Origin of the sequence: Pseudomonas sp. NPDC089569, assembly GCF_050280625.1 — a bacterium.
GTDB lineage: Bacteria > Pseudomonadota > Gammaproteobacteria > Pseudomonadales > Pseudomonadaceae > Aquipseudomonas.
In genome coordinates, this window is sequence record NZ_JBNNVQ010000028.1 from 17705 (window position 1) to 43168 (window position 25464).

Sequence of the window (25464 nt, forward strand, 5' to 3'; positions counted from 1 at the left end):
TGTATTCCTCTCTTGGAGTCGGACCTTAGAAGTTCATGCCCAGGCTGAGCGCCAGGAAGTCACGATCGGTGGTGGTGTTGAAGTCGCCACCGAAGAAGTTGGTGTAGGAAAGGCCTGCGGTGTAGGTGTTCTTGTATTCGGCATCCAGGCCCAGGCTGACGGCCCTGGCACCTTCGTTGAACAGGCCGTTGGGGCCGTAGCCGTCGACATCGTGGGACCAGGCCACGCTCGGCTTGAGGTTGATCCCGGCGAACACGTTGGAGTAATCCCAGATGGCACGGGCGCGGTAACCCCACGCGGTGCTGGTGACAAACCCCTTGTCGTTGCAGTTGGTGGCGGCATTGGCCGCCGCCGGAGTACCGGCGAAAGTGCCTGCGTTGATCGCCTGGCAAGACGGCAGCCCACCGGTCAGCACGCCGGGCAGCGCGCCGGGACCGAACACGGCATCACGCCCGTAACGCGCATCGGAGGTGCTTTCCAGGCCACCGACATGGACCACGCCGACTTCCCCGACCAGGGTCAGGCGATCGGCGCCCATGATCTGGTCGAAGAAGTGCGTGAAGGTGGTCTGGAGCTGGGTGATTTCCTTGCGGTTGTAACCGTGCAGCGTGCTGCCCGGAATCGATGCCGGGTCACCGCCCAGCAATGAGTATTGGCCGAAGGGCGCGAATGCCGGGTTCAGACCGGCCAGGCCACGCACACCGGCATACAGCACATCCGTGGTGTTCAGTTGCACCGGCGCGTTGGGACGGTAGCTGATTTCACCGGACCAGGCCGTGCCGGTCGGCAAGGTCGTGGCAAAGCTCAGGCCGTACAGGCGAATGTCTTCGGGGTACTCGATGAAGTACTGGCTGCCCCCGGCCACGTTGGCGATGGCCGCGCCCTGGCGCGCCGAGGCAGGAATGCCCGGCACCGCGCCCGCAAGCACGGCGGCCGATTGCAGATAGTCGGCGCGACTGGCGGCCTGGGTGCTGAAAAACGGTGCACGACTGTGGTAGTTCATGAAATAGGCACCGAATTCGGTGTCCAGCGGCTCGAACATGTAGCGGACCGCCGCCCCCCACTGACCACTGTCTCGGGCATCGCGATCACCACCGCGCGGGATGACCACGCCCTCGGAGGTGGTTTCATAGCCCAGGCGGGGACCGAATGGCGCCAGCCCCGGCGTCAGCACTTCAAGGTTGCGATTGCAGCCATCGGCAACCACATCGGTCTGCGAGAAGAAGGTGCCGCAGTTGTCGATGACGGTCTGGTCCCACTCCAGCTGATAGAAGGCTTCGGCCGACAGATTGTCGGTCAGGCTCTGGGACACGTAGAACATGTTGACCGGAATCAGGCCTTCCTTGATTTCGGCCCCCGGACGGCGAAATGCCGAAACATCGATCGGGTTGATCGAGTTGATGCTGTTCTGGATGAAGGTGCTTTCACCCCAGCTCACCACCTGTTTGCCCAGGCGCACCGAGCCCGGCTGCTCGCCGAGGGTGTAGTTGTGATAGACGAACGCATCGAGCAGTTGCGCCCCGGAAGACTTCGCGCCTTCCTTGCGGCCGTCGTTGCTGATGTCCTTGAACGGACGGCTTTCATCCTGGAGTTCGAAGTCGTACCAGTACTTGCCCCGCAGGAACACGCCGGTGTCCTCGTACTTGAGTTCCAGGTCGTGGATGCCCTTGAAGATCTTGGAGAACGTCTTGCCTTGCTCGAAGTTCAGGTGGCCGTCATCGCCGGTCTGGGACAACCCGCTGCCACCGTTATGACCGCCGATGTACCCCTGGTGCGGACTTTGCGTCGCCCAACTGGCACCCACCGACAGCGACGAATCGAATTGCCCCTCGATGTCCCCGATGTTGAAGCTCACGGCCTGGGCCTGTCCGGCGACGCTCAAGGCGATGGTGCTGGCCAGAGCGCTGAGTGGGAACCGTACGCGTTTTGTTGTTGTAGTCATGCGACTATTCCTTGCTGTTTGCCAATCGGCTTTGATCCGGCGGCCAAAACTAATGATTCGCGCAGGCCGAGGTAACAGACGAAGGAATGAAATTGGAAATCATCCTAAAGAGTGAGGAATTTCCCGCATCCGGGAATGTCCCGCGATGCAAACGTGCACAGTCTGCTGCGAACGCAGGCGTTGACTGACCAGAATCATGCTCGCAGTCATTCTTTGTCCGTATTGGATGCCGCCAACCGAGCACCTAAGGTGCGGGGCAGATGTTTTCAGCCCCAATCCTGAGGTGACACATGCTCTGTACCCGATCGTTCGGCGCCCTGGCACTGGCCGCCGCCCTGCCCTGGCTGGCCAATTCCGCCCATGCCGACCCTGTGGCTGCCAAACCGGCCACTGAAGCGACCCGCCAGGCCAATGCGGCGGTGCTCAAGGCCCTGCCCTTCTCCGACCGCCAGGATTTCGAGGACGCCCGCCGCGGTCTGATCGCGCAGCCCGAACAGCTGAGCATCCGCGACGCCGACGGCAAGGTGGTCTGGGACATGGCGTCCTACCAGCGCTACATCGGCCTCGACAAGGCCGCACCGGACACCGTCAATCCGAGCCTGTGGCGCATTGCCCAGTTGAACATGCAGTACGGGTTGTTCAAGGTCACCGACAGGATCTACCAGGTACGCGGTTACGACCTGTCCAACATCACCTTCATCCAGGGCGATACCGGCTGGATCGTCTTCGACCCATTGCTGTCGGTGGAGACCGCCAGGGCCGCCTTCGACCTGGTCACCGAGCACCTGGGCAAGAAACCGGTGGTGGCCGTGGTCTACAGCCACTCTCACGTCGACCACTTCGGCGGCGTGCGCGCCATTATCAATGAAGAGGACGTCAAGGCCGGGAAGGTCCGGGTGATCGGCCCGCCGGGCTTCGGCGAGCACGCGGTGAGCGAGAACATCGTCGCCGGCAACGCCATGTCCCGTCGTGCCGTCTACATGTACGGCGCGATGCTGCCGCGCAACGCCCAGGGCGGCGTTTCGGCAGGCCTTGGCCAGTCCGTTTCCCAGGGACGCATCTCGTTGATCAACCCCACCGAAGAGGTGACCCGGACCGGGCAGGCGTTGACGGTCGATGGCGTGAAGATGGTGTTCCAGTTGACCCCGGGGTCCGAGGCGCCGACGGAGATGAACACCTGGTTCCCGCAGTTCAAGGCGTTGTGGATGGCCGAGAACGTCACTCGCCAGATGCACAACGTCTATACCCTGCGCGGCGCCGAGGTGCGTGATGCCCTGCAATGGTCGAACTACATCGACCAGAGCCTGAGCCTGTACGGTGACCAGGCGGAAGTGGAGTTCCAGAGCCACCACTGGCCGACCTGGGGCAAGGAGCGCATCGCCCGCTTCCTCGGCAAGCAGCGCGATCTGTACAAATATGTGCACGACCAGACCGTGCGCCTCATGAACGAAGGCTACAACGGCGCCGAAATCGCCGATGAGATCAAGTTGCCGCCGGAGCTGGACCAGGAATGGTTCAACCGTGGCTACTACGGCACGCTCAAGCACAATGCCCGCGCCGTGTACCAACGCTACATGGGCTGGTACGACGCCAACCCGTCCAACCTCGACAACCTGCCACCGGTGCCGGCGGCCAGAAAATACGTCGAATACATGGGCGGTGCCGACGAACTGCTGCGCAAGGCCCGCGCCGACTACGCCAAGGGTGAGTACCGCTGGGTCGCCGAAGCGCTCAAGCATGCCGTGTTCGCCGACCCGCAGAATCAGCAGGCCAAGGAGCTGCTGGCCGATACCTACGAACAACTGGGTTTCCAGGCAGAATCCGGGCCGTGGCGCTCGGTGTACCTGCAAGGTGCCTATGAACTGCGCAACGGCATACCCCAGAGCGCCGGCATGAAAACCGCCAGTCCCGACATGATCCGCGCGATGTCCCCGCAAATGTTGTTCGACTACCTGGCCGTGCGTCTCAATGGCCCTGCAGCGGCCGGGAAGAAAATATCCCTCAACCTGAACTTCACCGACCTGGGCAAGCACTACAACCTACGGGTGGAAAACGGCGTGTTGCGCTATCACGACAAGGCCGACGAACAAGCCGACGCCGGTTTGACCCTGAAGATGAGCACCCTGCTGGACATCCAGCTGGGCCAGGGTTCGCTTGAGCAGAAGATCAGTGCTGGCGAGGTGAAACTGGAAGGCGAGCCTCAGGCCTTCAAGACCTTTATGAGCCTGCTCGACACCTTCAAGTTCTGGTTCAACATCGTCACGCCGTAAGGCTTGACGGCCCGGCGAGTCGTGCCCCAGCGGCACGCTGCGCCGGGCCCGAGCAGGAACCGGACCTGCTCGGGCCCACATTGCCCAATCCTCCGCCCCACCTGACAAAACCACCACGAACGGCAAATCCTTCCTTCATTGGAAGTGAAGTGAAATCGAGCGAATCCTCCGTACCTTGCTGACGCAACCGGGAGCAGCCTTTATCCTTGTTGCCCTCGCCGTACCGAAATATGGAGTTTTCGTCATGCCCGAAGAAGGCTTTCTGCTGCAGGCCGCCGTCGTGTTCCTGCTCGCCGCAGTCCTTATTGTTCCCCTGGCCAAGCACCTGCAACTGGGCGCCGTGCTGGGTTATCTGTTTGCCGGGGTGGTCATCGGTCCCTCGGTACTGGGCCTGATCGGCAACCCGCAGAGTGTTGCCCATATCTCGGAACTGGGCGTGGTTTTGCTGCTGTTCATCATTGGCCTGGAGTTGTCGCCCCGACGGCTGTGGGTGATGCGCAAGTCGGTGTTCGGCGTCGGCCTGGCGCAGGTCCTGCTGACGGGGTCGGTGCTTGGCGTGCTGGCGCTGTATGTCTTCGGCCAGGCCTTGAACAGTGCGATCGTGCTGGGCCTGGGGCTGGCCTTGTCGTCCACCGCCTTCGGCCTGCAAAGCCTGGCCGAACGCAAGGAACTGACCAGCCCCCACGGCCGACTGGCCTTTGCCATCCTGTTGTTCCAGGACATCGCGGCGATTCCGCTGATCGCGATCGTGCCGTTGCTGGCCGGTGTCGATCACGACACCAGCACCGCCGAAGACGTGAATCACGCCCTGCAGGTGCTGGGCAGCCTCGCCATCGTGGTCATCGGCGGTCGTTATCTGCTGCGCCCGGTATTTCGGGTCGTGACCAGGACCGGTTTGCCGGAAGTGTCCACGGCCACCGCATTGCTGGTGGTCATCGGCACAGCGTGGCTGATGACCCTGGTCGGCATTTCCCCGGCCCTGGGTGCCTTTCTCGCCGGTCTGCTGCTGGCGGACTCCGAATACCGTCACGAACTGGAATCACAGATCGAGCCGTTCAAGGGCCTGCTGCTGGGGCTGTTTTTCATCAGCGTCGGCATGGGCGCGAACCTGTCCCTGCTGCTTCGCGAACCCATCGTGGTATTGGGGCTGACGCTGCTGCTGATCGTCGTCAAATTGCCCTTGCTGTTTGTCGTTGGCCGCATGGCCGGAGGGTTGACCAGGGTCAGCGCCATCCGCCTGGGCATCGTCCTGGCGGCCGGGGGCGAATTCGCATTCGTGGTCTTCAAGATCGGCCGCGAGCATGGCCTGTTCGACGCGCGCCTGTACGATTTGCTGGTACTGGCAATCACCCTTTCCATGGCCATGACTCCCTTGTTGCTGCTGCTATGCGCGCGCCTGGCCAGCCCGAAGGTGCAGCCGGTGGAGGTGCCGGAGAAGTTTCGCGATATCGATGCAGACGCCCCTCGCGTGGTGATCGCCGGCATGGGCCGCATGGGGCAGATCGTTGCGCGAATCCTGCGGGCGCAGAACATCACCTTCATTGCCCTCGACACCTCGGTGGAGAGCATCGAACTGTTGCGCAGCTTCGGCAACGTGCCGGTGTTCTACGGTGACCCGCTGCGCCCGGAAATCCTCAGTGCGGCCAAGGTCGACCAGGCCGAATTCTTCGTGATTGCCACCGATGACCCGGACACCAACATCAGGACCGCCGAACTGGTACGCCGGCTCTATCCGCACATGAAAATCATCGCCCGCGCACGTAACCGGCAACATGTGCATCGCTTGATGGACATCGGCGTCCATGCGGTGCGGGAAACCTTTCACTCCAGCCTGGAAATGAGCCGGCAAACACTGTTGGGCCTGGGCCTGACCCAGGCACAGGCCGATGCCCGCATCAAACGTTTCAAGCAACATGACGAGCAGGTACTCGAAGCCCAGCACGCGGTCTACGACGACGAGGTCAAGGTGATTCAGTCGGCACAGGAAGCACGGGTGGAGCTGGCGCGGTTGTTCGAGTCCGACCAGATGAAAGAGCAGGAAGCCAGGAAATGAGTTGATTGCCATCGTTCTTCGCGGGCAAGCCTCGCTCCTACGGCGAACAGGCCCTGAACCGATCCAACCTACAACCTCAAGGCACTCTCATGGCAGACGAATCCTCCCCCGCCCTCAAGGAAATCTTCAACATCGAGCGCCTTGAGCACATCGCCGCAGAGATGACCGCGGTCTACCCTGCGTTCGATGTCGCGCACTTCCTCCAACTGGCCACGACCGGTTTGGCGGACCTGTCGGTGATGCAACGCATGGCCCGAGTCAGCGAATGCCTGCATGCGGTATTGCCACTGGACTACGAGGCATCGCTCAAGGTGCTGCGCGACCTCGCCCCGCGCCTCAACAGCAGCTTTGTCAGCATGTGCCTGCCGCATTACGTGGCGACCTATGGTGCCGACCGCTTCGATCTGTCGATGGAAGCGCTCAAGTACTTCACCGCCTTCGGTTCCTCGGAATTCGCCATCCGCCATTTTCTGCGCAGTGACATCGAACGTTCGCTGAGCCTGATGCATGACTGGTCACGGCACGACAACGAGCATGTCCGGCGCCTGGCCAGCGAAGGCTGCCGCCCGCGCCTGCCCTGGTCGTTCCGTCTGGAACGCATCCAGGCTGATCCACGACTGGCCGCCGCCATCCTGGACAATCTCAAGGCGGACAACAGCCTCTACGTACGCAAGTCGGTGGCCAATCACCTGAACGACATCACCAAGGATCACCCCGAGTGGGTGCTGGACCTGATCGAAGGCTGGTCACTGGAAAACAGACACACCGCCTGGATCGCCCGGCATGCCTTGCGCAGCCTGATCAAACAGGGCAACCCACGAGCGCTGGCGATCATTGGCGCTGGCGGCAAACCGCAGGTCGAGATCGTCGATGTGCAGGTCAATCCGCCGGTGATCGACCTGGGGGAAAAAATCACCCTGTCCTTCGGGATCAAATCCAGTGTCCAGGACAGCCAGCGGCTGGTCATCGACTATGCCATCGACTACGTCAAGGCCAATGGCAGCACTTCGGCCAAAGTGTTCAAACTCAAAACGCTGACCCTGCCCGGCCACGCCAGCGAAACCATTGCCCGCAGCCAGCACATCAAGGAACTGACCACCCGCCGGCACTACGCCGGCACCCATGCGGTGCATGTGCTGGTCAATGGTGAACGGCTGGCGAGTACGGCCTTCGAAATCCTCCCCTGAACCCTGTAGGAGCGAGCATGCTCGCGATGGTCGTCAACGATAACGCTGGCGGCCTGACACCCCGCGGTGTCTGTGCCTTCATCGCGAGCGTGCTCGCTCCTACAGGGGGTATGGTCCCAGCAATAGGGGTTGCTCACGCTCGCACAGCTGAACCACGTAGTCCCACATCACTCGCAGCCTGACGGACTTGTGCAGTTCGCGTCGGGTGCTGATCCAGTAGCTGCGCAAGATGCTTTCCTCGGCAAACAAGGGCACCAGGCCAGGGTCGGCACTGGCCATGTAGCACGGCAACACGGCGATGCCCAGGCCTGCACACGCAGCCTGTTGCTGAGCGATGACACTGGTGCTGTGGAAGACCACCTGCGGGTTGCGGCAGAAACTGTTGAGGAACATCAGCTCCTGGCTGAACAGCAAGTCGTCGACATAACCGATCCAGGCATGGCGCCCCAGATCCTCGCGGCTGCGCAGTGGCGGTGCCTTGTCCAGGTAGGCCTGGCTGGCATAGAGCGCCAGTCGGTAGTCGGTGAGCTTGCGCGTGACCAGCATGTCGGCGGACGGGCGTTCGAGATGGATGCTGATTTCCGCCTCGCGGTTGAGGATGCTGACAAAACGCGGCACCGCCACCAACTCCACCTCCAGTCCCGGATAACGCTCGAACAAGCCGTTCATGCGACTGGCCAGGAACATGATGCCCAACCCCTCGGTGACCCCGACACGGATCTTGCCCAACGGCGCGGTGGACTGGGTGATTTCCTCCTGGGCCAGCAGCGCGACGTTCTCCATGGCTTCGGCGTGCTTGAGCAGCGCTTCGCCGGCCGGCGTCAGTTCGTAACCTTGCGCATGCTGGACGAACAGTGCACTGCCCAGGCTCCTTTCGATGGCCTCGATATGCCGCGCCACCGTGGCATGGGTGGTGTTCAGACGGCGTGCAGCGGTGAGCAGGCGTCCGCTGCGCTGCAATTCGAGAAAAAACCGCAGGTCATTCCAGTCGAACATGAATCGCCCTTGAACCTGGTGATTGAAGACGCTGTTTAAAAACGCACAGCAGTTGCGCAAAAACTAACATTCTTTAAACGAAAGCTAACAACTAGGATGGGGAACAACAAGAACAGAACGCGAGGTCAGGGATGCAGACTTCCCTTGATGAATACGACTACATCGTGGTCGGGGCCGGTCCCGCCGGTTGCTTGCTGGCCAATCGGTTGTCGGCCAATGCACAGCACCGGGTCTTGCTGCTCGAAGCCGGTGGCCGCGACAACTATGCATGGATTCACATCCCCGTAGGCTACCTGTTCTGCATCGGTAACCCACGCACCGACTGGTGCTTCAAGACCGAGGCGCAAGGCGGCCTGCAAGGCCGCGCCCTGAGCTATCCCCGGGGCAAGGTGCTGGGTGGCTGCTCTTCGATCAACGGCATGATCTACATGCGCGGCCAGGCCGGCGACTACGATCGCTGGGCCGCCGAAGGCAACCCCGGCTGGAGCTGGCAGGAGGTGCTGCCGCTGTTTCGCAAAAGCGAAAACCACTTTGCCGGCGACTCCCCCTTCCACGGCGCTGCCGGCGAGTGGCGGGTCGAGCGCCAGCGCTTGTCATGGCCGATTCTCGATGCCTTCCGCGAGGCTGCCGGGCAAAGCGGCATTGCCGGCATCGATGACTTCAACCAGGGCGACAACGAAGGCTGCGGCTATTTCCAGGTCAACCAGAAAGGTGGCGTGCGCTGGAATGCGGCAAAAGCCTTCCTCAAGCCGATTCGCCATCGCCCCAACCTGACGGTGCTGACCGGCGTCGAAGTTGACCGCGTGCTGTTGGAAAACGCCCGGGCCACGGCCGTCAGCGCCCGCTGGCAAGGACAGGCGAAAACCTTCCGGGCACGCCAGGAGATCGTCCTGTGCGCGGGTGCCGTCGGCTCGCCGGGTATCCTGCAACGCTCCGGCATCGGCCCTCGCCCGCTGTTGCAACGCCTGGGAATCGGCGTCGCCCATGAGCTGTCTGGCGTAGGCGGCAACCTGCAGGATCACCTGCAACTGCGCCTGATCTACAAACTGCAAAACGCCCGTACCCTCAATCAGATCGCCGGCAATCTGTGGGGCAAGATGGGCATGGGTCTGCGTTACCTCTATGACCGCAGCGGCCCGCTGTCCATGGCACCCAGTCAGCTCGGTGCGTTCGCCCGTTCAGGGCCTGAGCAGACATCGGCCAATCTTGAGTACCACGTGCAACCGCTGTCGCTGGAGCGTTTCGGCGAACCGCTGCATGCCTTTCCAGCATTCACCGCGTCGGTCTGCGACCTGCGCCCGCAAAGCCGTGGCCGTGTGGACATCCGCTCCGCCAACCCGCAGGACGCACCGCTGATCCAACCCAACTACCTGAGCCACCCAGAAGACTTGCGGGTCGCCGCCGATGCCATCCGCCTGACCCGGCGCATCATCGCCGCGCCGGCCCTGAAGGCCTTCAATCCGGTCGAATACCTGCCCGGCGACCAACTGCAAAGCGAAGAGCAACTGCATGAAGCCGCCGCGCGCATCGGCACCACCATATTCCATCCGGTGGGCACCTGCCGCATGGGCAACGACGCCGACGCGGTGGTCGATGCGCAACTGCGTGTCCATGGCATCCCCGGCCTGCGCATCGCCGATGCCTCGATCATGCCGCGCATCACCTCGGGCAACACCTGTTCGCCTACGCTGATGATTGCCGAAAAGGCTGCCCACCTGATCCTCAACCCCGATACAAGGAGCATCGCTGCACAAAAGGAACTGATCACCCAGCGGTGACCCTGTAGGAGCGAGCACGCTCGAGATGAAGGCACAGACACCGCGGGGTATCAGGTTGCCCGCGTTATCGTTGACCTCCATCGCGAGCTTGCTCGCTCCTACGGGGAGCGAACAAACGGTTACACCCGATGCAAGGACAGTAGCGGCGCCTGCCCACAAGGCCGGCGCCGACAGTGGAACAACAAAAACAATCACTGTGAGGGATACCGATATGCCAGAACACGTTCAGTCGCTGGACGCCGTGCGCAGCGCGGGCACCAGCCAGGAAACCCAGAAGGTCATCTTCGCTTCATCGCTCGGCACCGTCTTCGAGTGGTATGACTTCTTCCTCTACGGCGCCCTCGCGGCGGTGATCAGCAAGCAGTTTTTCGCCGGCGTCAACGACACCACGGCCTTCATCTTCGCACTGATGGCGTTTGCCGCCGGCTTCATCGTCAGGCCCTTCGGCGCCCTGGTGTTCGGCCGGTTGGGGGACATGATCGGGCGCAAATACACCTTCCTGGCCACCATCGTCCTGATGGGCCTGGCGACCTTCTGCGTCGGCCTGCTGCCCAATTACGCCAGTATCGGCATCGCCGCACCGATCATCCTTGTGGTACTGCGCATGCTCCAGGGGCTGGCCCTGGGTGGCGAATACGGTGGCGCCGCGACCTACGTCGCCGAACACGCCCCCATCGGCAAACGCGGATTCCACACCAGCTGGATTCAGTCGACCGCCACCCTCGGCCTGCTGCTGTCGCTGTTGGTGGTGCTGGGCTGCCGCTACTTCACCGGCGATCAATTCGAGGTCTGGGGCTGGCGGGTTCCGTTCCTGTTTTCGATCGTTTTGCTGGGCATCTCGACCTGGATTCGCCTGAGCCTGCACGAGTCGCCGGCGTTCGTGAAAATGAAAGAGGAAGGCAAACTCTGCAAGTCGCCGATCCGCGACTCTTTCGGCAAATGGGAAAACCTCAAGGTGGTGCTGATCGCCCTGTTCAGCATCAACGCCGGGCAAGCGGTGACCTTCTACGCCGCACAGTTCTACGTGCTGTTCTTCCTCACCCAGTTCCTGAAAATGGACCCTGCGGTGGCCAACGCCCTGTTGATCGTCAGCGTCACCATCGGCGCGCCGTTCTTCATCTTTTTCGGCTGGCTGTCGGACAAGGTCGGGCGCAAACCGGTGCTGATGCTCGGCCTGCTGCTGGCCACGGCGTTGTATTTCCCGATCTTCAAGACCCTGGCGCACTACGCCAACCCCGCCATCGACCAGGCCAGCCGCCAGGCGCCGATCACCGTCACGGCCGACCCGGCCACCTGCACCTTCCAGTTCGATCCGGTGGGCAAGGCGAAATTCGACAGCCCTTGCGACAAGGTCAAGACCTTCCTGGTCAAGCAGGGCCTGCCGTACTCCAGTGTCGTTGCACCCGCCGGCAGTGCCGTGCAAGTGAGTGTCGGTGACGTAAAGATCGACGGTTTCGACGAAGCCGCCCTGCGCGGTGCCGTGACCCTGGCCGGTTACCCGCAACAGGCCGACATGCAGCAGATCAACAAACCGATGATCGTGGCACTGATCGTGGCGCTGATCATCATCTCCGCCATGTGCTATGGCCCGCTGGCGGCGCTGATGGTCGAACTGTTCCCGACCCGCATTCGCTACACCTCGATGTCCTTGCCTTACCACATCGGCAACGGCTGGTTCGGTGGCTTCCTGCCGACCGTATCGTTCGCGCTGGTGGTGTATACCGGGGACATTTTCTACGGGCTCTGGTACCCGGTGCTGATCACCGCGGTGAGCCTGGTGGTGGGCATGCTGTGCCTGCGTGAAACCCGCAATGTGGACCTGAACAAGAACTGAGACAACACAAACCACTGTGGGAGCGAGCCTGCTCGCGATAGCGATGGATCAGTCACCGCGACAGTGACTGTGCCACCCTCATCGCGAGCAGGCTCGCTCCCACCTTTCATTGTGGTGGATCACTCTTCGAGCTCGACGATCTCGAACTTCACCTGATCGGGGTAGAACGCCAGGTATTCCCGAATCTGCGCGACCGATACCTTCGGGTTCTCGTAACTCCACACCGCGTTGGCGCCTTCATGCCCCGGCACCTGCAAATTGAAATAGCTGGCATCGCCCTTGTACGGGCAATAGCTGGTGTGGTCGGTGCGGGCAAAATACTTCTCGTCGATGTCCTCTCGCGGCACGTAGTACACCGGCGGGTAATTGGCCTCCAAAAGCACCAGTGCGCGGGAGGAAGCGGCCACCTGGATGCCGTGGAATTTCACCAGCAGGCAGCCGGGTTGCTCGGCGATGGTGATGACTGGACTCGGACCGGTGCTTTTCATGGATTTCGCTCCTCATGACGATGATGGATCGATAAAAACCAGGCTCGCCGGCCCGTGAATACTTCAACACGATTCTTCAGGTATAACGCAAGTTTTACCGCTCTGGCGCCCGCGCCGCCGAACGTTCATCGGCGGCTGCAAATAAACGCAACGGGAAAAGCTGTACATCCATACAGATAAAGATTGCTCCGGCGCGCATCACCCGCCATTCTGTGCATATTTCCCGACACTGATCGACGATGGTGGTTATGCGGCTGTACCTCTGTGAAAAACCTTCCCAGGCCAAAGACATTGCGGCCGTACTCGGCGCCAGGCGTCGTGGCGATGGCTGCTGGCTGGGAACGGACGTCACGGTGACCTGGTGCATCGGCCACCTGCTGGAGACCGCCCCGCCGGATGCCTACGATGCGCGCTACAAGCGCTGGGTGCTGGCGGACCTGCCGATCATTCCCGACCAATGGAAAATGACCGTCAAGCCGCGCACGGCCAGCCAGTACAAGGCCGTCAAACGCCTGCTCGGCGAGGCCGACGAGCTGGTGATCGCCACCGACGCCGACCGCGAGGGCGAAATGATCGCCCGGGAACTGGTGGAACATTGCCGGTATCGGGGGCCGATCCGCCGGTTATGGCTGTCGGCACTGGACGATGCCTCGATCCGCAAGGCCCTTGCCGCACTCAAGCCCGGTGCCGAGACATTCAGCCTGTACCATTCGGCGCTCGGACGTTCCCGCGCCGACTGGCTGATCGGGATGAACATGAGCCGTCTGTTCACCCTGCTCGGGCGCCAGTCCGGTTATCAGGGCGTGTTGCCGGTCGGCCGGGTACAAACGCCTACCCTGCGCCTGGTGGTGGATCGCGACCGCAGCATTGCCGATTTCGTGCCGGTCGCCTATTGGGCCATCGACGTGCAATTGCGCCACGACGGCCAAGCATTCACCGCCCAATGGCGGGCGCCCTCCGCTGTCTGTGACGATCAGGATCGATGCCTCGATCAGCCGCGGGCTCAACAGGCCGCCACGGTCATGGCCGGTGCGGCCAGTGCCAGGTTGATCAGGCTGAAAACCGAGCGCATGCGTGAGTTGGCACCACTGCCGTTCGACCTTGGCACCCTGCAGGAAGTCTGTTCGAAGAAACTCGGGCTCGGCGCCCAGGAAACCCTAGACATTGCCCAGGCACTCTACGAAACCCACAAGGTCATCACTTACCCGCGCAGCGATTGCGGTTACCTGCCCGTCAGTCAGCACAGCGAAGCAACAGGCATTCTGGCGGCGCTGCGCCAGGCCGACCCGACGCTCAATGCCCTGCACGATCACCTGGAACCTCAACGCCGGTCACGGGCCTGGAACGATGCCAAAGTCAGTGCCCACCACGGCATCATTCCCACCGCGGCGGCAAAGAACCTTGAGCGCCTGACCGGCAAACACCGTGCGGTTTACACGTTGATTCGCGCACGCTATCTGGCGCAGTTCCTGCCCAACCACGAATACGACCGCACCCAGGCCGACTTCGACTGTGCCGGTGAAGCGTTGCGCGCCGTGGGCAAGCAAGTCATCGAGCCGGGCTGGAAACGCGCCCTGCCCGAAGCCCTGGCACCGGCCAAGGGCCGTGAAGCCCCTGCCCCGCAAACCCTGCCGAACCTGCGCGAAGGCATCGATTGCGCGGTGGCCGGCGTGCAGCTCAAGGACCTCTGGACCCAGCCTCCCAAACCCTTCACCGAAGGCGACCTGATCAAGGCGATGAAAAACGTCGCCAAACTGGTCGAAGACCCGCTGCTTAAACAGAAACTCAAGGACACCACCGGCATCGGCACCGAAGCCACCCGCGCCTCGATCATTCAGGGTCTGCTCGACCGTGGGTATCTGATCAAGAACGGCAAGGCACTCTGCGCCACCCCGGCCGCCTTCAGCCTGATCGATGCGGTCCCCAGGGCCATTGCCGACCCGGGCACCACGGCAATCTGGGAGCAGGCCCTGGACATGGTGCAAAGCGGGGAAATGAGCCTCGAAGAATTCGTCACCAAACAGGCGGCCTGGATGAGCAAGCAGGTCAGCCGTTGCGCAGGCCTGAGCCTCACCATCAGCGGCCCCGCAAGCCCCGCCGGGCGCAATGCCACGCCATGGAAAAACAAACGCAAACCGGCCAAAGGCAAGTCGCCGAGCGGTACCAGGCGCCGCGCCAAACCGGCGAGCAAGGCCTGAGCAGCCGGCACGTTGCCGAAAATCATCGACCATACTGATCGGGCACCTTGCAGGAATTCGCCAGCATGCCCTCGATTGAACTGCACGCCGCGCAGCGCGACGAGCTGGAAACGATTGAAAACCTCATGCAGTTCTACGCCCATGACTTCAGCGAATGGCTGCCGCTGAAACTGGGCGATCAGGGCTTTTTCAACCTTCAGCCCCTGACGGACTATTGGCGAAAGCCGGAGACCCGTCCCTTTCTGATCCGGGTCGATGGCGAGCTGGCTGGTTTCGTGACCCTGGACGATGACACTCACCTGCCTGACACCCGCTACAACATCGGCTACCTGTTCGTCAGTCGGCGCTTTCGCGGCAAGGGTGTGGCCAAAACTACCGTTGCCACCCTCCTGAGCCGGTTTCCCGGTCAGTGGCAGATTTTCCATCTCGAAGTGAACCGCTCTGCCCGGCGCTTTTGGGCCGCTGTGATGCCTGAGCTGTGCCCAGGCGGGTTCTCCCGGCATCGACAGACAATCGAGGGCCACCCCTGCATCCTCTACCGCTTTGAAGTTTTGCCGGGGCAATCCTGAACGGCGTTCTGCTGCCGCCCGCTAATTCCAGACAGCTTTGTCCGACAATATGTAGTGACTAAAAATAATCACTACAAAACCGTTGACGCCTTCGATCTGGCCTTGCATGATGCAGACGTCTCCCCGATCGGGAGTACAGGCAACACGTTTGAGCAAGCTCGTCTGACCGCCGAGCTGTTTTTTCCGGATACACGCTGCCCACAAGGCAGATTGAAGAAGCTGACCTGGCCTGAACGTCCAGTACAAGGGCGAGAAGCGCTGGCGATCCATCCTCATGATGCTTGTGGCCGACCCTGAAAACGTCGGCAGTGGCCTGAAGGTTATCGCTGCTTCTCTTCGTTGTGACGCTAACGCGTAGCAGTTATTCAACACGACTACATGCAACCGACGCAGGACCCCGCCCACTCTTGGCGGACGACTGCCGACGTCCTGGTTTCGGTGCCAGGGATCAACTAACCGATGGGCTACTTGTATTAGCGAATCAACTTAAAAAGATCACCAAATGGTCAAGGGGGCTTTAATCATGAATCTGAACAATCAACCCACTATCGAAGAATTGGCTCGTATTTTCGCTGCGAAGAAAGACAGCCTCGACAGCCATATTCTGTGGATCAGCAAGTCGGGCCAGGTTCAAATCGACTGCCTGTCGCCCCACTCCCATGAAGCGGAGTTCGAGCAGAACAACCAGAACCTGCTGGCCCGGATGAGAATGTACCGTCGTGGCCAGGGCTACGTCGGCAAGAAAGCCGCGGCCGACAAGGACTTCATCGGTAATGTTCTGCAGACGCTGAAACAGACCTGGGATTCGATGCAGAACAAGAACGAAGTTCAGTTGATTGATCGCTTCTACTGATTGAACAAGCCATAACAAAAAGGGCCTGCTCCCAACAAGAGCAGGCCCTTTTTATTACTCTTCTTATATATACGCATGAACATGTAGGAGCCAGGCTTGCCGGCGAAGACGATCTAACAAACAACGGATCTGTTGAATGCAGCGCCGCCTTCGCGAGCAAGCTTCGCTCCTACGAGACGTCAAAACCCGCCATCAGATCCAAAAACGCCAAAGACGCCGCGCTGTGATAGTTGTTCCTGCGCCGTAGCAGCGCCGCCCCGCGGCTGGGCACGTCGCCCTGCAATGCAATGTTGCGCAGTGCACGTTCGCCCGAGGCAATGGGCTGTGGAAGGATCGTCGCCATGTCGGTGTGCCCAATGACTTCGAGCAAGGTATTGACCGAGTTCACCTCGATCATCACCTTGGGTGTGATACGCGCCTTGGCGAAGTACTCATCGATGGCAGTGCGAGTGATGTAGTTCGGCGTCAACAGGGCGAATTGCAATTGCCCTACCTGCTGCGCAGTCAATACGTCCTGGCTCTCATACAACGGGTGCGAACGCCCGACCATCAGCCCCAGCGTCTCGGTAAACACCGGTATCGATTCGATATCGGCGTTTCGCGCCTGATCGAACGCAATGGCGATGTCCAGCGAGTCATCCGCCAGCCCGGCTTCGATGTCGTCCATCGACAGCTCGAAGATTTCCAGATGAATGTTGGGGTAGCGCGCCACGTAATCGCGCACCAACGGCCCCACCAGATACGCCATGAAGGTTGGGGTCATGGCCAGGCGCAACGTGCCGCGCGACAGGTCCTTCACGTCATGCAACGCCCGCTTGCCTGCCTCCAGCTCCACCAGCACCCGACGGGCGCATTCGATGTAGGCCAGGCCCGCATCGGTGGGTCGGACCGTGCGCGAGGTGCGGTCGAACAGGATGACACCGAGGGTTTCCTCCAGCTGCCGAATCTGCTGCGACAGTGTCGGTTGGGACACATGCAAGGCTTCGGCAGCACGGGTGAAACCGCCGTTGTCGGCGACAGCCAGCAGGTAACGCAGATGACGCAACAGCATGGGGCTCACCATCCATAGGCAGTGCTTATGCAAAGCATTGTATATCGGTCTTGGACGCTATGGACTGATCAGCAGAAGATGACTCCACCCCCAACGCACTTCCCTGCTGATACAGGAGATACACCATGCAACAGTCCCACGCTTACAACGACACCAGCCTTGAACTCACCGCCAAAATTCTTGACGCCAAGGCTCGTAAAAATCTGTCTTTCGAAGACGTGGCTGAAGGTACCGGCCTCGGCCTGGCCTACGTCACTGCTGCTCTGCTCGGTCAGCATCCGCTGCCTGAAACTGCCGCAAAAGTGATCGGCGAAAAACTGGACCTGGATGCCGACTCGATCGCCCGCCTGCAAATCATCCCACTGCGCGGCAGTCTGTCGGGTGTACCAACAGACCCGACCATCTACCGCTTCTACGAGATGATCCAGATCTATGGCACCACGTTGAAAGCCCTGGTTCATGAACAGTTCGGCGACGGCATCATCAGCGCAATCAACTTCAAACTGAACATGAAGAAAGTGGAAGACCCGGAAGGCGGTCACCGCGCGGTGATCACCCTCGACGGCAAGTTCCTGCCCCTGCGTCCTTTCTGAACGGATTTCGGCTGAGGCTCACATTACGTAGCAGTTGCCGGGCAACTGCTACAGATTCATCCATGAGGTACATCCCATGAAAGCGCTCATCGATGGTTTCTTGAAATTCCAGAAAGAAGTCTTTCCACAACGCACCGACCTGTTCAAGCACCTGGCCACCACGCAACACCCCGGCACCTTGTTCATCACCTGCTCCGACAGCCGCGTCGTGCCGGAACTGTTGACCCAGCAGGAGCCCGGTGAATTGTTCGTCATCCGCAATGCCGGTAACATCGTGCCGTCCTACAGTCCCCATCCCGGTGGCGTGTCGGCCACGGTCGAGTACGCGGTAGCGGTGCTGGGCGTGACCGACATCGTGATCTGCGGCCATTCCGATTGTGGCGCCATGACCGCTGTCGCCAAGTGCACCTGCATGGACCACTTGCCCGCTGTCGGCAGCTGGCTGCAACACGCCGAGTCGGCCAAAGTCATCAACGAGTCGCGGCCCCACGCCGACGATGCGGCGAAAGTCAGTTCGATGGTGCGTGAAAACGTGATCGCGCAACTGGCGAACATCCAGACTCACCCCAGCGTGCGCCTGGCCCAGGAAAAAGGCCTGCTGAAATTGCATGGCTGGGTCTACGACATCGAAACCGGTTCGATCGATGCACTCGATGGCAGTACTCGCACCTTCGTGCCGCTGGCCGAACACCCCAACACCTGCGCGGTGCATGGCCAGGCAGTCGAGGCCGCGTAAGTCCTACAAAGCCCCGCCACCGACGGTCGCGGGGCTTGCGAGGACTAGCGTTTAACGCCCAGATCGACCTGGGTCATGCGACTGCGAATGGTGAACACACCGTCGCCGGAAAGAATCGCGCTACGGGCAAACAGGCGTCCGCTCTCCCAGTTCGACAGGCCCAATTCCGGCTTGTTGAGCGCGTACTGGCCGTCGACCCAACGGGTGATGCCGTTGCCGACAAAGGGTGCATTGACCGCGTTGTAGAAGCGTTCCTGGGGCGCCGCATCTTCGCTGATCAGCGACACGGTGAACTGCGGGCTGTAGCGATTGAACAAGGCAATGGCACTGTCCAGGTCGTCGACGATTTTCAGGCTGACTTCCGGGGTTTCCTCCCACTCCCACTCACGCCCCAGTTGATCTTCCGGTAACGCTTCGGCCAGCGCTTCGGTGCGGTAGCCTTCGGCACGGTAGACCTCGACGGTCGCCGATCGCCAATCGGCGGGCAAGCAGCCTTCGCTGCCCTCGACAATGTGCAGCTTGCAGCCCTGGCCCCGGGCCTTGCCGGCCTGTTGCAGCGCATCGAGAAACAGCGGAACCAGTTCGGCCGCGCGGTCGCGGTGGATCAGGCACACGTTGAGCGTATTGCAGACTTTGCGGTCCAGGGAGTTGCGCACCACACTGGCAAAGCGTGTGGCGTCGGCGTCGGCATGGGCGATCAGCCAGGCGCCGCCCGTGCCGTGCAGGCTGACGGCGGTGCCGGCCTGTTGCGCGATGCTGCCCAGCTGACTGACGGCACGCCCGGAACCACGGGCCACGGCCAGCGACAGACGGCGGTCGGCAAACATCGCCCAGCCGGCGGCATGGTTGACGCTTTCGACCAGCGACACCGCACCCTCGGGCAATCCAGCCTCGGCCAACGCCGGGTTCAGTGCATGGGTCACAATGGCCTGGGCCGTGCCCAGCGCATCGCTGCCGATGCGCAGTACGGCGGTGTTGCCTGTACGCAATACACCTGCGGCATCGGCGAAGACATTCGGCCGGCCTTCGAAGACAAACGCGACAATTCCCAGCGGCGACACCACTTGCTCTACTTTCCAGCCGTCGTGCTCGACGCAACTGATCACCTTGCCACGGGTTGCCGGCGCATCGCGCCAGGCGCGCAGGCCGGCGATCATGTCGCGGCGCATGCGCTCATCGGCCAGCAGGCGTGTGGTCGATCGGCCACGGGCCTTGGCCCGTTCGATGTCGGCCTGGTTGGCGGCATCGATCAAGGTCCAGCATTCAGGGTTTTCCAGGCGTTGGGCAAACAGATCGAAGAAGGTATCGATGGCCTGGTCCGACACCGCCGACATGGCGGTAAACGCCGCTTCGGCACGCTCGACGGCGACGGCGGCGGCCTGTTGGTCGACGACCGGAATCAGCAACAACTCGCCGCTGACCTGCTCCACCAGCAGGTGGTCTCCGGGCTGGAAGCGTTCCGCCAGTTCGGGGCTGACCACAGTGACACGATTACCGGCAAAAGGGATCGGCGTGCCAGCGACTAGACGTTCGAGCGCAAGAGACATGAAGCGGTTTCACCATGCAGTGGGCGGGCGGAAAATGTATAGCAAAAGCCTCCAGACGTCACATCCCTGTAGGAGCGAGCACGCTCGCGATGGTCGTGAACGATAACGTGGTTTTTCTGAATGCCCGCGGTGCCTGGGCGACCATCGCGAGCGTGCTCGCTCCTACAGGGGGGGAGGTTACGTATCAAAGTGTGTACAGCCCCGCTCCAGACACAACAGGCCTTCAATCACCGGCGCCCGCGACACATCGCAGATACACCCTGCTGATGAAATTTGCCTGTCGATTGGCCAAGCCGATCCTTGCGCCAAACGGGCCCGACGTAGCCCGACATCCCTGACCTGAAGGAGCACCCTGTCCATGAGCACCTCGATCAATTCGGCCGTCAAAGGCCTGCACCTGAATCTTGACCGCGCCGGCGACTGGATCGCGCCATTGACCCTGCGCCTCTTCCTCGCATGGGAGTTCTTCGAGTCGGGGTTGGAAAAATTCAACGGCGAGAACTGGTTTGCCGATATCCAGGACCGCTTCCTGTTTCCGTTCAACCACCTGTCGGCCAGCCTGAACTGGGAACTGTCGATGTGGGTGGAGCTGATCTGCGCCCTCGCCCTGCTGGTGGGCCTGGCCACGCGCTTCTCGGCGATCAGCCTGATTGTCGTCACCATCGTGGCGACCGCTGCCGTGCACTGGCCCGCCGATTGGTCGAGCCTCTCCGAACTGGCGCAGGGCTACTCGATCACCAACAAAGGCTACGGCAACTTCAAACTGCCGTTGATCTATCTCGCCGCCCTGCTGCCGCTGGTGCTGTCCGGTCCGGGAAAATTCAGCCTCGATGCATTGCTGGCGCGATTCTTCTGGCGGCGCTCTCACCTCTGATTCGCAACCACCCAACTCGTACAAGCAAAAAGGGAGGACTTCCATGAAGTTCCCCTTTTTTGCTTTTCCTCCGCCTCGGCCAGTTTAAATTTCAGCGAACACTTTACGCACACAAAATTATTGTATTAGTAACTTTACAACCAAACCGCACCACCCTTGACAAACAACCAAATAGTTAAGTTTTCTTTGGAATATTTCGAAATTTAAGATGAAGCCATTATTCCTGCCTAATATTAAAAATTGAAATTGACTTATTGAATACTTCCCTACCAACAATGGGCCAGTTGTATTATTTCGATTTTTTCTTAGCACCCGGCAAACTAGCCCAGCGACTGCGTTGGATCCAAACACTTTTAATTTTTACAATTGATATTGCTTCTCGAAAAAACGTAAAGGGTGTGCATTCAAGTTTCCATACCACTCCACGAGAAACAAGATGGATCCAAATGTTGCTCCACCAAGCCTCCCACGCAGAGTCAAAAACCGCGTCCTGACGTACCACTCCGAGAGTTCCAGATACAGACATGTATCTTCCGGAGATATTTTCCAGCTCGCAGAACTGCTCTAGATCGGCAGGTTCGCCGGCAGTGGCAAACGCCAGCATCTAAATCAGCACTTAAATCAAAAAACGGCAAGACCAACTATCAAGACAAGATAAATGCATATATAAAAAGCGTCCTCCCCCAACTTCCACCCAGTACCTCCCACGGGCGAACATCACTACTTCAAATATATTCAACCTGCCGACCCAACACAGCCTCACTCATGCACTTCCAAGCCACAACAGAAAAACTCACTCACTCCAAACATCAAAATCCTACCTCAGCAACTCATCATGTTTCTGTCAGTCGCGAAAAACCAATTACCTTACTGGGCAGCAGTTGCCCTTGCCTCCTTTAAAGCAATTGGAAGGGCAGCGTGAACCATTTGGTTAATTCAGTCTATACATAATTAGTAATAGTCGGCCACCTGAGGGAAAGGCCATGGATAACAACAAGGATTCAGGTACTAACCTGGCCTTCTGGCTGCCGGGAAGTGCAGTGATCCTCAGCCTGGTGATATCGACTTTTGCATTGACCCGCGCCCCGTTCCTGGAGCCGCGCCCCGTCGGCGCGCAATTCCAGGCGCAGTTGCCCATCGAAGCACGGTTATGGCAAGACCCGTTCGATGCATTGGAGCGTTATCGCACAAAGCTCAAGGCGATCAGCCAGGCCGAAGCCGACAAACTGTGCAGCCCCACCATCACCCGTCTCCCGGGAGAAACCGCTACGCCGGATATCATGGTCGCATTGGTTGAAGGTGGCCCCTACGCCGATGAAGTCGAGCAACGACGGCGCATGCGATATGCGCTTTTGGCAGGATTCAAAAACTCCCACAGAGTGCCCGCCCAAGAGCAGTACATTCATTGCTTGAGGCTCTCAAGGAACCTATCCGCCAATGATCCGCAGCAGGAAGGCGTTCTCGACATTCCTTATGAAACCTTCGAGACCAATCGACTCGATCCGATGCCTTCCGAAAGCACGGCTCCCCCCGCCAACCAGGCCATCGTGTTCTGGCTGAAACAAGATGCATTGCTCTCTCAGCCACTGTTGAACCTGGATAAATTACGTAAAAGCCTTGCCTGTATGCTCGGAGCGGATTACGGCATACACACCACTTGCACCAGTCCACCCGACAATCACACCATTCTCAAAGTCATCGGTCCGGCAACCTCGACTGTCCTGCGTGACATGTACCAGGAGGAAGCAGAAAACAAGGCGAGTCCCGATATCGAGATTTACTCACCGCTAGCCACTGCCGACTACGAGACTCTCAAGAGCACGATAAATATTCCTGAAAAAGGTCAGGACAGTAGTAAATCGTCCGACCACACCCCCATGAAATTGCTGCGTACCGTCAGCGACGACGGCACCATGACACAACTTTTACTCGATGAGTTGAGACTGCGCCATGTTGATCCCGCCACTGCCCTGCGTTGCAACAAGGGTAATGTGAGCAGAGTCGGGGCCAATTGTGAGGAACCTCGCTGGCACAATGCCAATCGCATCGCACTGATCTCCGAGTGGGACAGTTTTTACAGCCGGGCGCTGATCGAAAGCTTCAAGGCTCAGGTTGTCAAGGATGCCAACCTTCGCGATGAAAAGGAAACGGCGGGTGTCAACCAGTGGATTCTGCGCTACAGCTATCTACGTGGCCTGGATGGTCGGCTCCCGGAAGAGGCCGGTGACAAAGCCAATGTCACCGAAACCGGCAAAGACAGCAAAGACCCCACCAAGATCGATCTCAGCCCGTTGGAGAAAGCCGACGGCAACTCACAACTTGATTACCTGCGTCGCCTGGCCGACCACATCGCACAAGTGGATGCGAACTATCAACGCAACGGTGAAAGCGGTATCGGCGCCATCGGCATTCTGGGCGTCGATGCCTACGACAAACTATTGGCATTACAGGCGCTCAAGAGCCGAATGCCCTACAAACTTTATTTTTCCACTGATCTCGACGCACGCATGTTGCAACGGGGTCAGGCAGAAACCACCCGCAACCTGATACTGGCCGCGCCGTATGGCCTGACCCTGACACGCGCGTTGCAACAGGACGTGCCACCGTTTCGCGATAGCCTGCAAAGTGCGGTATTCGTTTCGGTACTTGCAGCATTGGCACCACAACCATTTGATGCCAAGCGGGCCAAATTCGATTATTCAAAATCGGAGCTACTCTCGCCCGGCATCTATGAAATCGGCATCAGCGGCTTTATACCACTGGCAAGTCAGCTGACCGGCAACCGTCCGGCAAATTGCGAAGCACCGACGTTGCTGTCGCGATCCGAGCAGAACCTGCGCCCCCATGACTTGATGGCTTTGCGATGCCTTCAGGATCAATCGCCGCCACCCTACCCCGAAACGTCCCAGGCCATTCGCAATCAGTTCAAGAATGCCCAATCGTTTTTCTGGGCCGGCCCTTTGGCAATCACACTGCTCATACTCGCTGCGTTCATGGTCTGGTGGTGGATCGAAGCCCCGCTGGATGACCGCAATTCTGCGCATCGTTGGGTTCGAGGGGTCCCCTTGTCGTTGTATATCACCGCGGCCATTTGCGCATTCATCGCCACTCGTTTCTGGCATGCCGAGTTTCTTTGGCTCTCTTTCGCATCGATCCTGCTAGGGATCGTGTCCTCGAATCTGGTCCGGCGCTCGGAAAGACAAAAACTGCTCGCGGACGAATCGGTCGGGGGGACAGCGATGCGTGTTTACGACGCCTCGACCTGGTACATCGTTGTTCCTCTCGTTGTCTTCATCCTTGCCCTGATGCTGGCGTACCAAATGCGTACCACCTTGACCGGAGAGGGGTTGGGAGAACCGATGTTCCTGTTCGAGGGCATCAGCGCATGGCCGACTGTTGCGCTGCGGCTGGCCGCGGTTCTCATATCCCTGTCGGCACTGGCCTGGGGTTGGCGCAATCTGCGGGTGAACACCGCCGAAATCGAAACCAGCTTCCATCTGCGCATGCAGACGCGCAAACACAAGGTGAGTTTGTGTGGCCAGATTTCAAGTTTCATTCGCCGAGGAAAAGACAAAGGCTGGACAGCGCGTCAATGGTGCAAAGAGATTGGGCATGGGCTGATGTACATCTTTTTCCCATTGCTCAGAACCAATGAAGACTGGTCACGAACCTACAGGACGGCCCAGGTTTGCGCAGACGGGCGCAAGAAAATTTCTGTTCTGGCGTTCTGGCGTGAACACTGCGTTTGCGGATCTTTCGGCGCAAGAATGCTCAGGTCGTTGCTGGCAACCTGGATCTTCGTAGTCGTCACCAGCGTGCTTTTCGTTGTCTGGCCAATGGAGAGAATTCCTGTGCGCGGCGAATCGATAGTGTGGATGGTGAGCTGGCTGGTTCCCACCCTGGCCTTTCAGCTTCTGGTGTTCTGGGTGGTCGATGCCAATCTTCTGCTTAAGCGGTTCATCCGGCATCTGAGTGACCATCATGCAATCTGGTCAGGTACGTTGCAGCTTGAGCACAAGAAAATCTTCGGAGTGTTTGAACATCCCTGCATCGACGAATGGGTGGACATACACCTGATCGCCAAGCGCACCTCCGCCGTCAGTCGTCTCATCTATGCCCCGACACTGGTCATGTTGATCCTGTTGGCCTCGCGCAGCAGCCTGTTCGATAACTGGCCGACACCACCGAGCATCGTAATCACCTACCTGCTCACTGCGCTGATCCTGCTTTTTTCCGCATTGTCCCTGCGCCGGGCAGCGGAAAAGGCTCGCACTACAGCCTTGCTCCGTATAGATGCCTACTTGCTGGAAACAGCTGCCGACACACCCTACTACGACAAATTCCGCATGATTCGCGAGCGCGTCGCAACGCTCAATACCGGATCGTTTTCGCGCTATTCCGAAGAACCTCTGGTCAGGGCGTTGCTGTTATCGCTGACGGGCCTGGGCGGTTCGGCGATTGTCGATGCCCTGAACTATGCGAAGTTCTAGTGGCC

The 25464-nt window shown here is 59.9% G+C and carries 18 protein-coding genes; 12 read left to right on the plus strand and 6 right to left on the minus strand.

Annotation, left to right across the window (positions count from 1 at the left end):
* Window positions 1-25 precede the first annotated feature (25 nt).
* On the minus strand, window positions 26-1942 hold the full coding sequence (locus tag ACQKP2_RS13990; RefSeq protein ID WP_427577215.1) for a DUF1302 domain-containing protein: 1917 nt from the start codon (window positions 1940-1942) through the stop codon (window positions 26-28).
* Window positions 1943-2232: 290 nt separating this feature from the next.
* Here ACQKP2_RS13990 and ACQKP2_RS13995 point away from each other — a divergent pair, with 290 nt between their 5' ends.
* The 3 genes from ACQKP2_RS13995 to ACQKP2_RS14005 all read left to right on the plus strand — a co-directional run bounded on the left by ACQKP2_RS13995 (window position 2233) and on the right by ACQKP2_RS14005 (window position 7452).
* Window positions 2233-4212: an alkyl/aryl-sulfatase gene (locus ACQKP2_RS13995; RefSeq protein ID WP_427577216.1), complete on the plus strand. Its 1980-nt coding sequence runs from the start codon at window positions 2233-2235 to the stop codon at window positions 4210-4212.
* A gap of 244 nt (window positions 4213-4456) precedes the next feature.
* On the plus strand, window positions 4457-6265 hold the full coding sequence (locus ACQKP2_RS14000) for a monovalent cation:proton antiporter-2 (CPA2) family protein (protein WP_427577218.1): 1809 nt from the start codon (window positions 4457-4459) through the stop codon (window positions 6263-6265).
* 89 nt (window positions 6266-6354) lie between these two features.
* Window positions 6355-7452: a DNA alkylation repair protein gene (locus ACQKP2_RS14005; protein WP_427577219.1), complete on the plus strand. Its 1098-nt coding sequence runs from the start codon at window positions 6355-6357 to the stop codon at window positions 7450-7452.
* 99 nt (window positions 7453-7551) lie between these two features.
* Here the strand turns inward: ACQKP2_RS14005 and ACQKP2_RS14010 are convergent, their stop codons facing one another.
* On the minus strand, window positions 7552-8448 hold the full coding sequence (locus tag ACQKP2_RS14010; RefSeq protein WP_427577220.1) for a LysR family transcriptional regulator: 897 nt from the start codon (window positions 8446-8448) through the stop codon (window positions 7552-7554).
* A gap of 131 nt (window positions 8449-8579) precedes the next feature.
* On the opposite strand from ACQKP2_RS14010, the gene ACQKP2_RS14015 reads away from it, so the two are divergent.
* Complete coding sequence (locus ACQKP2_RS14015; protein ID WP_427577221.1) at window positions 8580-10226, plus strand: GMC family oxidoreductase; 1647 nt, start codon at window positions 8580-8582, stop codon at window positions 10224-10226.
* A 211-nt stretch (window positions 10227-10437) separates the two neighbouring features.
* Window positions 10438-12060 carry an MFS transporter gene (locus ACQKP2_RS14020; RefSeq protein WP_427577223.1) on the plus strand — a complete coding sequence of 541 codons (1623 nt, stop codon included), beginning with the start codon at window positions 10438-10440 and terminating at the stop codon, window positions 12058-12060.
* A gap of 119 nt (window positions 12061-12179) precedes the next feature.
* Here the strand turns inward: ACQKP2_RS14020 and ACQKP2_RS14025 are convergent, their stop codons facing one another.
* Window positions 12180-12548 (minus strand): DUF427 domain-containing protein, encoded by a 369-nt coding sequence (locus ACQKP2_RS14025; RefSeq protein ID WP_427577224.1) that lies wholly within the window; start codon window positions 12546-12548, stop codon window positions 12180-12182.
* A gap of 248 nt (window positions 12549-12796) precedes the next feature.
* Here ACQKP2_RS14025 and ACQKP2_RS14030 point away from each other — a divergent pair, with 248 nt between their 5' ends.
* The 3 genes from ACQKP2_RS14030 to ACQKP2_RS14040 all read left to right on the plus strand — a co-directional run bounded on the left by ACQKP2_RS14030 (window position 12797) and on the right by ACQKP2_RS14040 (window position 16168).
* Window positions 12797-14746 carry a DNA topoisomerase III gene (locus tag ACQKP2_RS14030; protein WP_427577225.1) on the plus strand — a complete coding sequence of 650 codons (1950 nt, stop codon included), beginning with the start codon at window positions 12797-12799 and terminating at the stop codon, window positions 14744-14746.
* Between the two features lie 65 nt (window positions 14747-14811).
* Window positions 14812-15315, plus strand: coding sequence for a GNAT family N-acetyltransferase (locus tag ACQKP2_RS14035; RefSeq protein ID WP_427577226.1), 504 nt, complete (start codon window positions 14812-14814; stop codon window positions 15313-15315).
* 523 nt (window positions 15316-15838) lie between these two features.
* A complete protein-coding gene (locus ACQKP2_RS14040) occupies window positions 15839-16168 on the plus strand; it encodes a hypothetical protein (RefSeq protein WP_427577228.1) in 330 nt (109 codons plus the stop codon).
* 169 nt (window positions 16169-16337) lie between these two features.
* On the opposite strand, the gene cynR is transcribed toward ACQKP2_RS14040, so the two are convergent.
* The gene (gene cynR / locus ACQKP2_RS14045; protein WP_427577229.1) at window positions 16338-17219 is read right to left on the minus strand and encodes a transcriptional regulator CynR; all 882 of its coding nucleotides are present in this window, start codon (window positions 17217-17219) and stop codon (window positions 16338-16340) included.
* Window positions 17220-17344: 125 nt separating this feature from the next.
* On the opposite strand from cynR, the gene cynS reads away from it, so the two are divergent.
* Complete coding sequence (gene cynS, locus ACQKP2_RS14050) at window positions 17345-17812, plus strand: cyanase (RefSeq protein WP_427577230.1); 468 nt, start codon at window positions 17345-17347, stop codon at window positions 17810-17812.
* 76 nt (window positions 17813-17888) lie between these two features.
* A complete protein-coding gene (locus ACQKP2_RS14055; protein ID WP_427577231.1) occupies window positions 17889-18548 on the plus strand; it encodes a carbonic anhydrase in 660 nt (219 codons plus the stop codon).
* A 44-nt stretch (window positions 18549-18592) separates the two neighbouring features.
* Here ACQKP2_RS14055 and ACQKP2_RS14060 read toward each other — a convergent pair whose 3' ends face one another.
* Window positions 18593-20095 (minus strand): aldehyde dehydrogenase family protein, encoded by a 1503-nt coding sequence (locus ACQKP2_RS14060; protein ID WP_427577233.1) that lies wholly within the window; start codon window positions 20093-20095, stop codon window positions 18593-18595.
* A gap of 358 nt (window positions 20096-20453) precedes the next feature.
* Here ACQKP2_RS14060 and ACQKP2_RS14065 point away from each other — a divergent pair, with 358 nt between their 5' ends.
* On the plus strand, window positions 20454-20969 hold the full coding sequence (locus tag ACQKP2_RS14065; protein ID WP_427577234.1) for a DoxX family protein: 516 nt from the start codon (window positions 20454-20456) through the stop codon (window positions 20967-20969).
* Window positions 20970-21258: 289 nt separating this feature from the next.
* On the opposite strand, the gene ACQKP2_RS14070 is transcribed toward ACQKP2_RS14065, so the two are convergent.
* On the minus strand, window positions 21259-21573 hold the full coding sequence (locus ACQKP2_RS14070) for a hypothetical protein (RefSeq protein ID WP_427577236.1): 315 nt from the start codon (window positions 21571-21573) through the stop codon (window positions 21259-21261).
* 379 nt (window positions 21574-21952) lie between these two features.
* On the opposite strand from ACQKP2_RS14070, the gene ACQKP2_RS14075 reads away from it, so the two are divergent.
* Window positions 21953-25459, plus strand: coding sequence for a hypothetical protein (locus ACQKP2_RS14075; RefSeq protein ID WP_427577237.1), 3507 nt, complete (start codon window positions 21953-21955; stop codon window positions 25457-25459).
* The last annotated feature ends 5 nt before the right edge of the window (window positions 25460-25464 follow it).

Coding starts and splice junctions, on each gene's coding strand:
- ACQKP2_RS14060 (WP_427577233.1), bottom strand. CDS start 20,095: ATGTCTCTTGCGCTCGAACGTCTAGTCGCTGGCACGCCGATCCCTTTT.
- ACQKP2_RS14070 (WP_427577236.1), bottom strand. CDS start 21,573: ATGCTGGCGTTTGCCACTGCCGGCGAACCTGCCGATCTAGAGCAGTTC.
- ACQKP2_RS14000 (WP_427577218.1), top strand. CDS start 4,457: ATGCCCGAAGAAGGCTTTCTGCTGCAGGCCGCCGTCGTGTTCCTGCTC.
- ACQKP2_RS13995 (WP_427577216.1), top strand. CDS start 2,233: ATGCTCTGTACCCGATCGTTCGGCGCCCTGGCACTGGCCGCCGCCCTG.
- cynR (WP_427577229.1), bottom strand. CDS start 17,219: ATGCTGTTGCGTCATCTGCGTTACCTGCTGGCTGTCGCCGACAACGGC.
- ACQKP2_RS14005 (WP_427577219.1), top strand. CDS start 6,355: ATGGCAGACGAATCCTCCCCCGCCCTCAAGGAAATCTTCAACATCGAG.
- ACQKP2_RS14055 (WP_427577231.1), top strand. CDS start 17,889: ATGAAAGCGCTCATCGATGGTTTCTTGAAATTCCAGAAAGAAGTCTTT.
- ACQKP2_RS14025 (WP_427577224.1), bottom strand. CDS start 12,548: ATGAAAAGCACCGGTCCGAGTCCAGTCATCACCATCGCCGAGCAACCC.
- ACQKP2_RS14075 (WP_427577237.1), top strand. CDS start 21,953: ATGGATAACAACAAGGATTCAGGTACTAACCTGGCCTTCTGGCTGCCG.
- ACQKP2_RS14065 (WP_427577234.1), top strand. CDS start 20,454: ATGAGCACCTCGATCAATTCGGCCGTCAAAGGCCTGCACCTGAATCTT.
- ACQKP2_RS14010 (WP_427577220.1), bottom strand. CDS start 8,448: ATGTTCGACTGGAATGACCTGCGGTTTTTTCTCGAATTGCAGCGCAGC.
- ACQKP2_RS14040 (WP_427577228.1), top strand. CDS start 15,839: ATGAATCTGAACAATCAACCCACTATCGAAGAATTGGCTCGTATTTTC.
- ACQKP2_RS14035 (WP_427577226.1), top strand. CDS start 14,812: ATGCCCTCGATTGAACTGCACGCCGCGCAGCGCGACGAGCTGGAAACG.
- ACQKP2_RS13990 (WP_427577215.1), bottom strand. CDS start 1,942: ATGACTACAACAACAAAACGCGTACGGTTCCCACTCAGCGCTCTGGCC.
- ACQKP2_RS14030 (WP_427577225.1), top strand. CDS start 12,797: ATGCGGCTGTACCTCTGTGAAAAACCTTCCCAGGCCAAAGACATTGCG.
- ACQKP2_RS14020 (WP_427577223.1), top strand. CDS start 10,438: ATGCCAGAACACGTTCAGTCGCTGGACGCCGTGCGCAGCGCGGGCACC.
- cynS (WP_427577230.1), top strand. CDS start 17,345: ATGCAACAGTCCCACGCTTACAACGACACCAGCCTTGAACTCACCGCC.
- ACQKP2_RS14015 (WP_427577221.1), top strand. CDS start 8,580: ATGCAGACTTCCCTTGATGAATACGACTACATCGTGGTCGGGGCCGGT.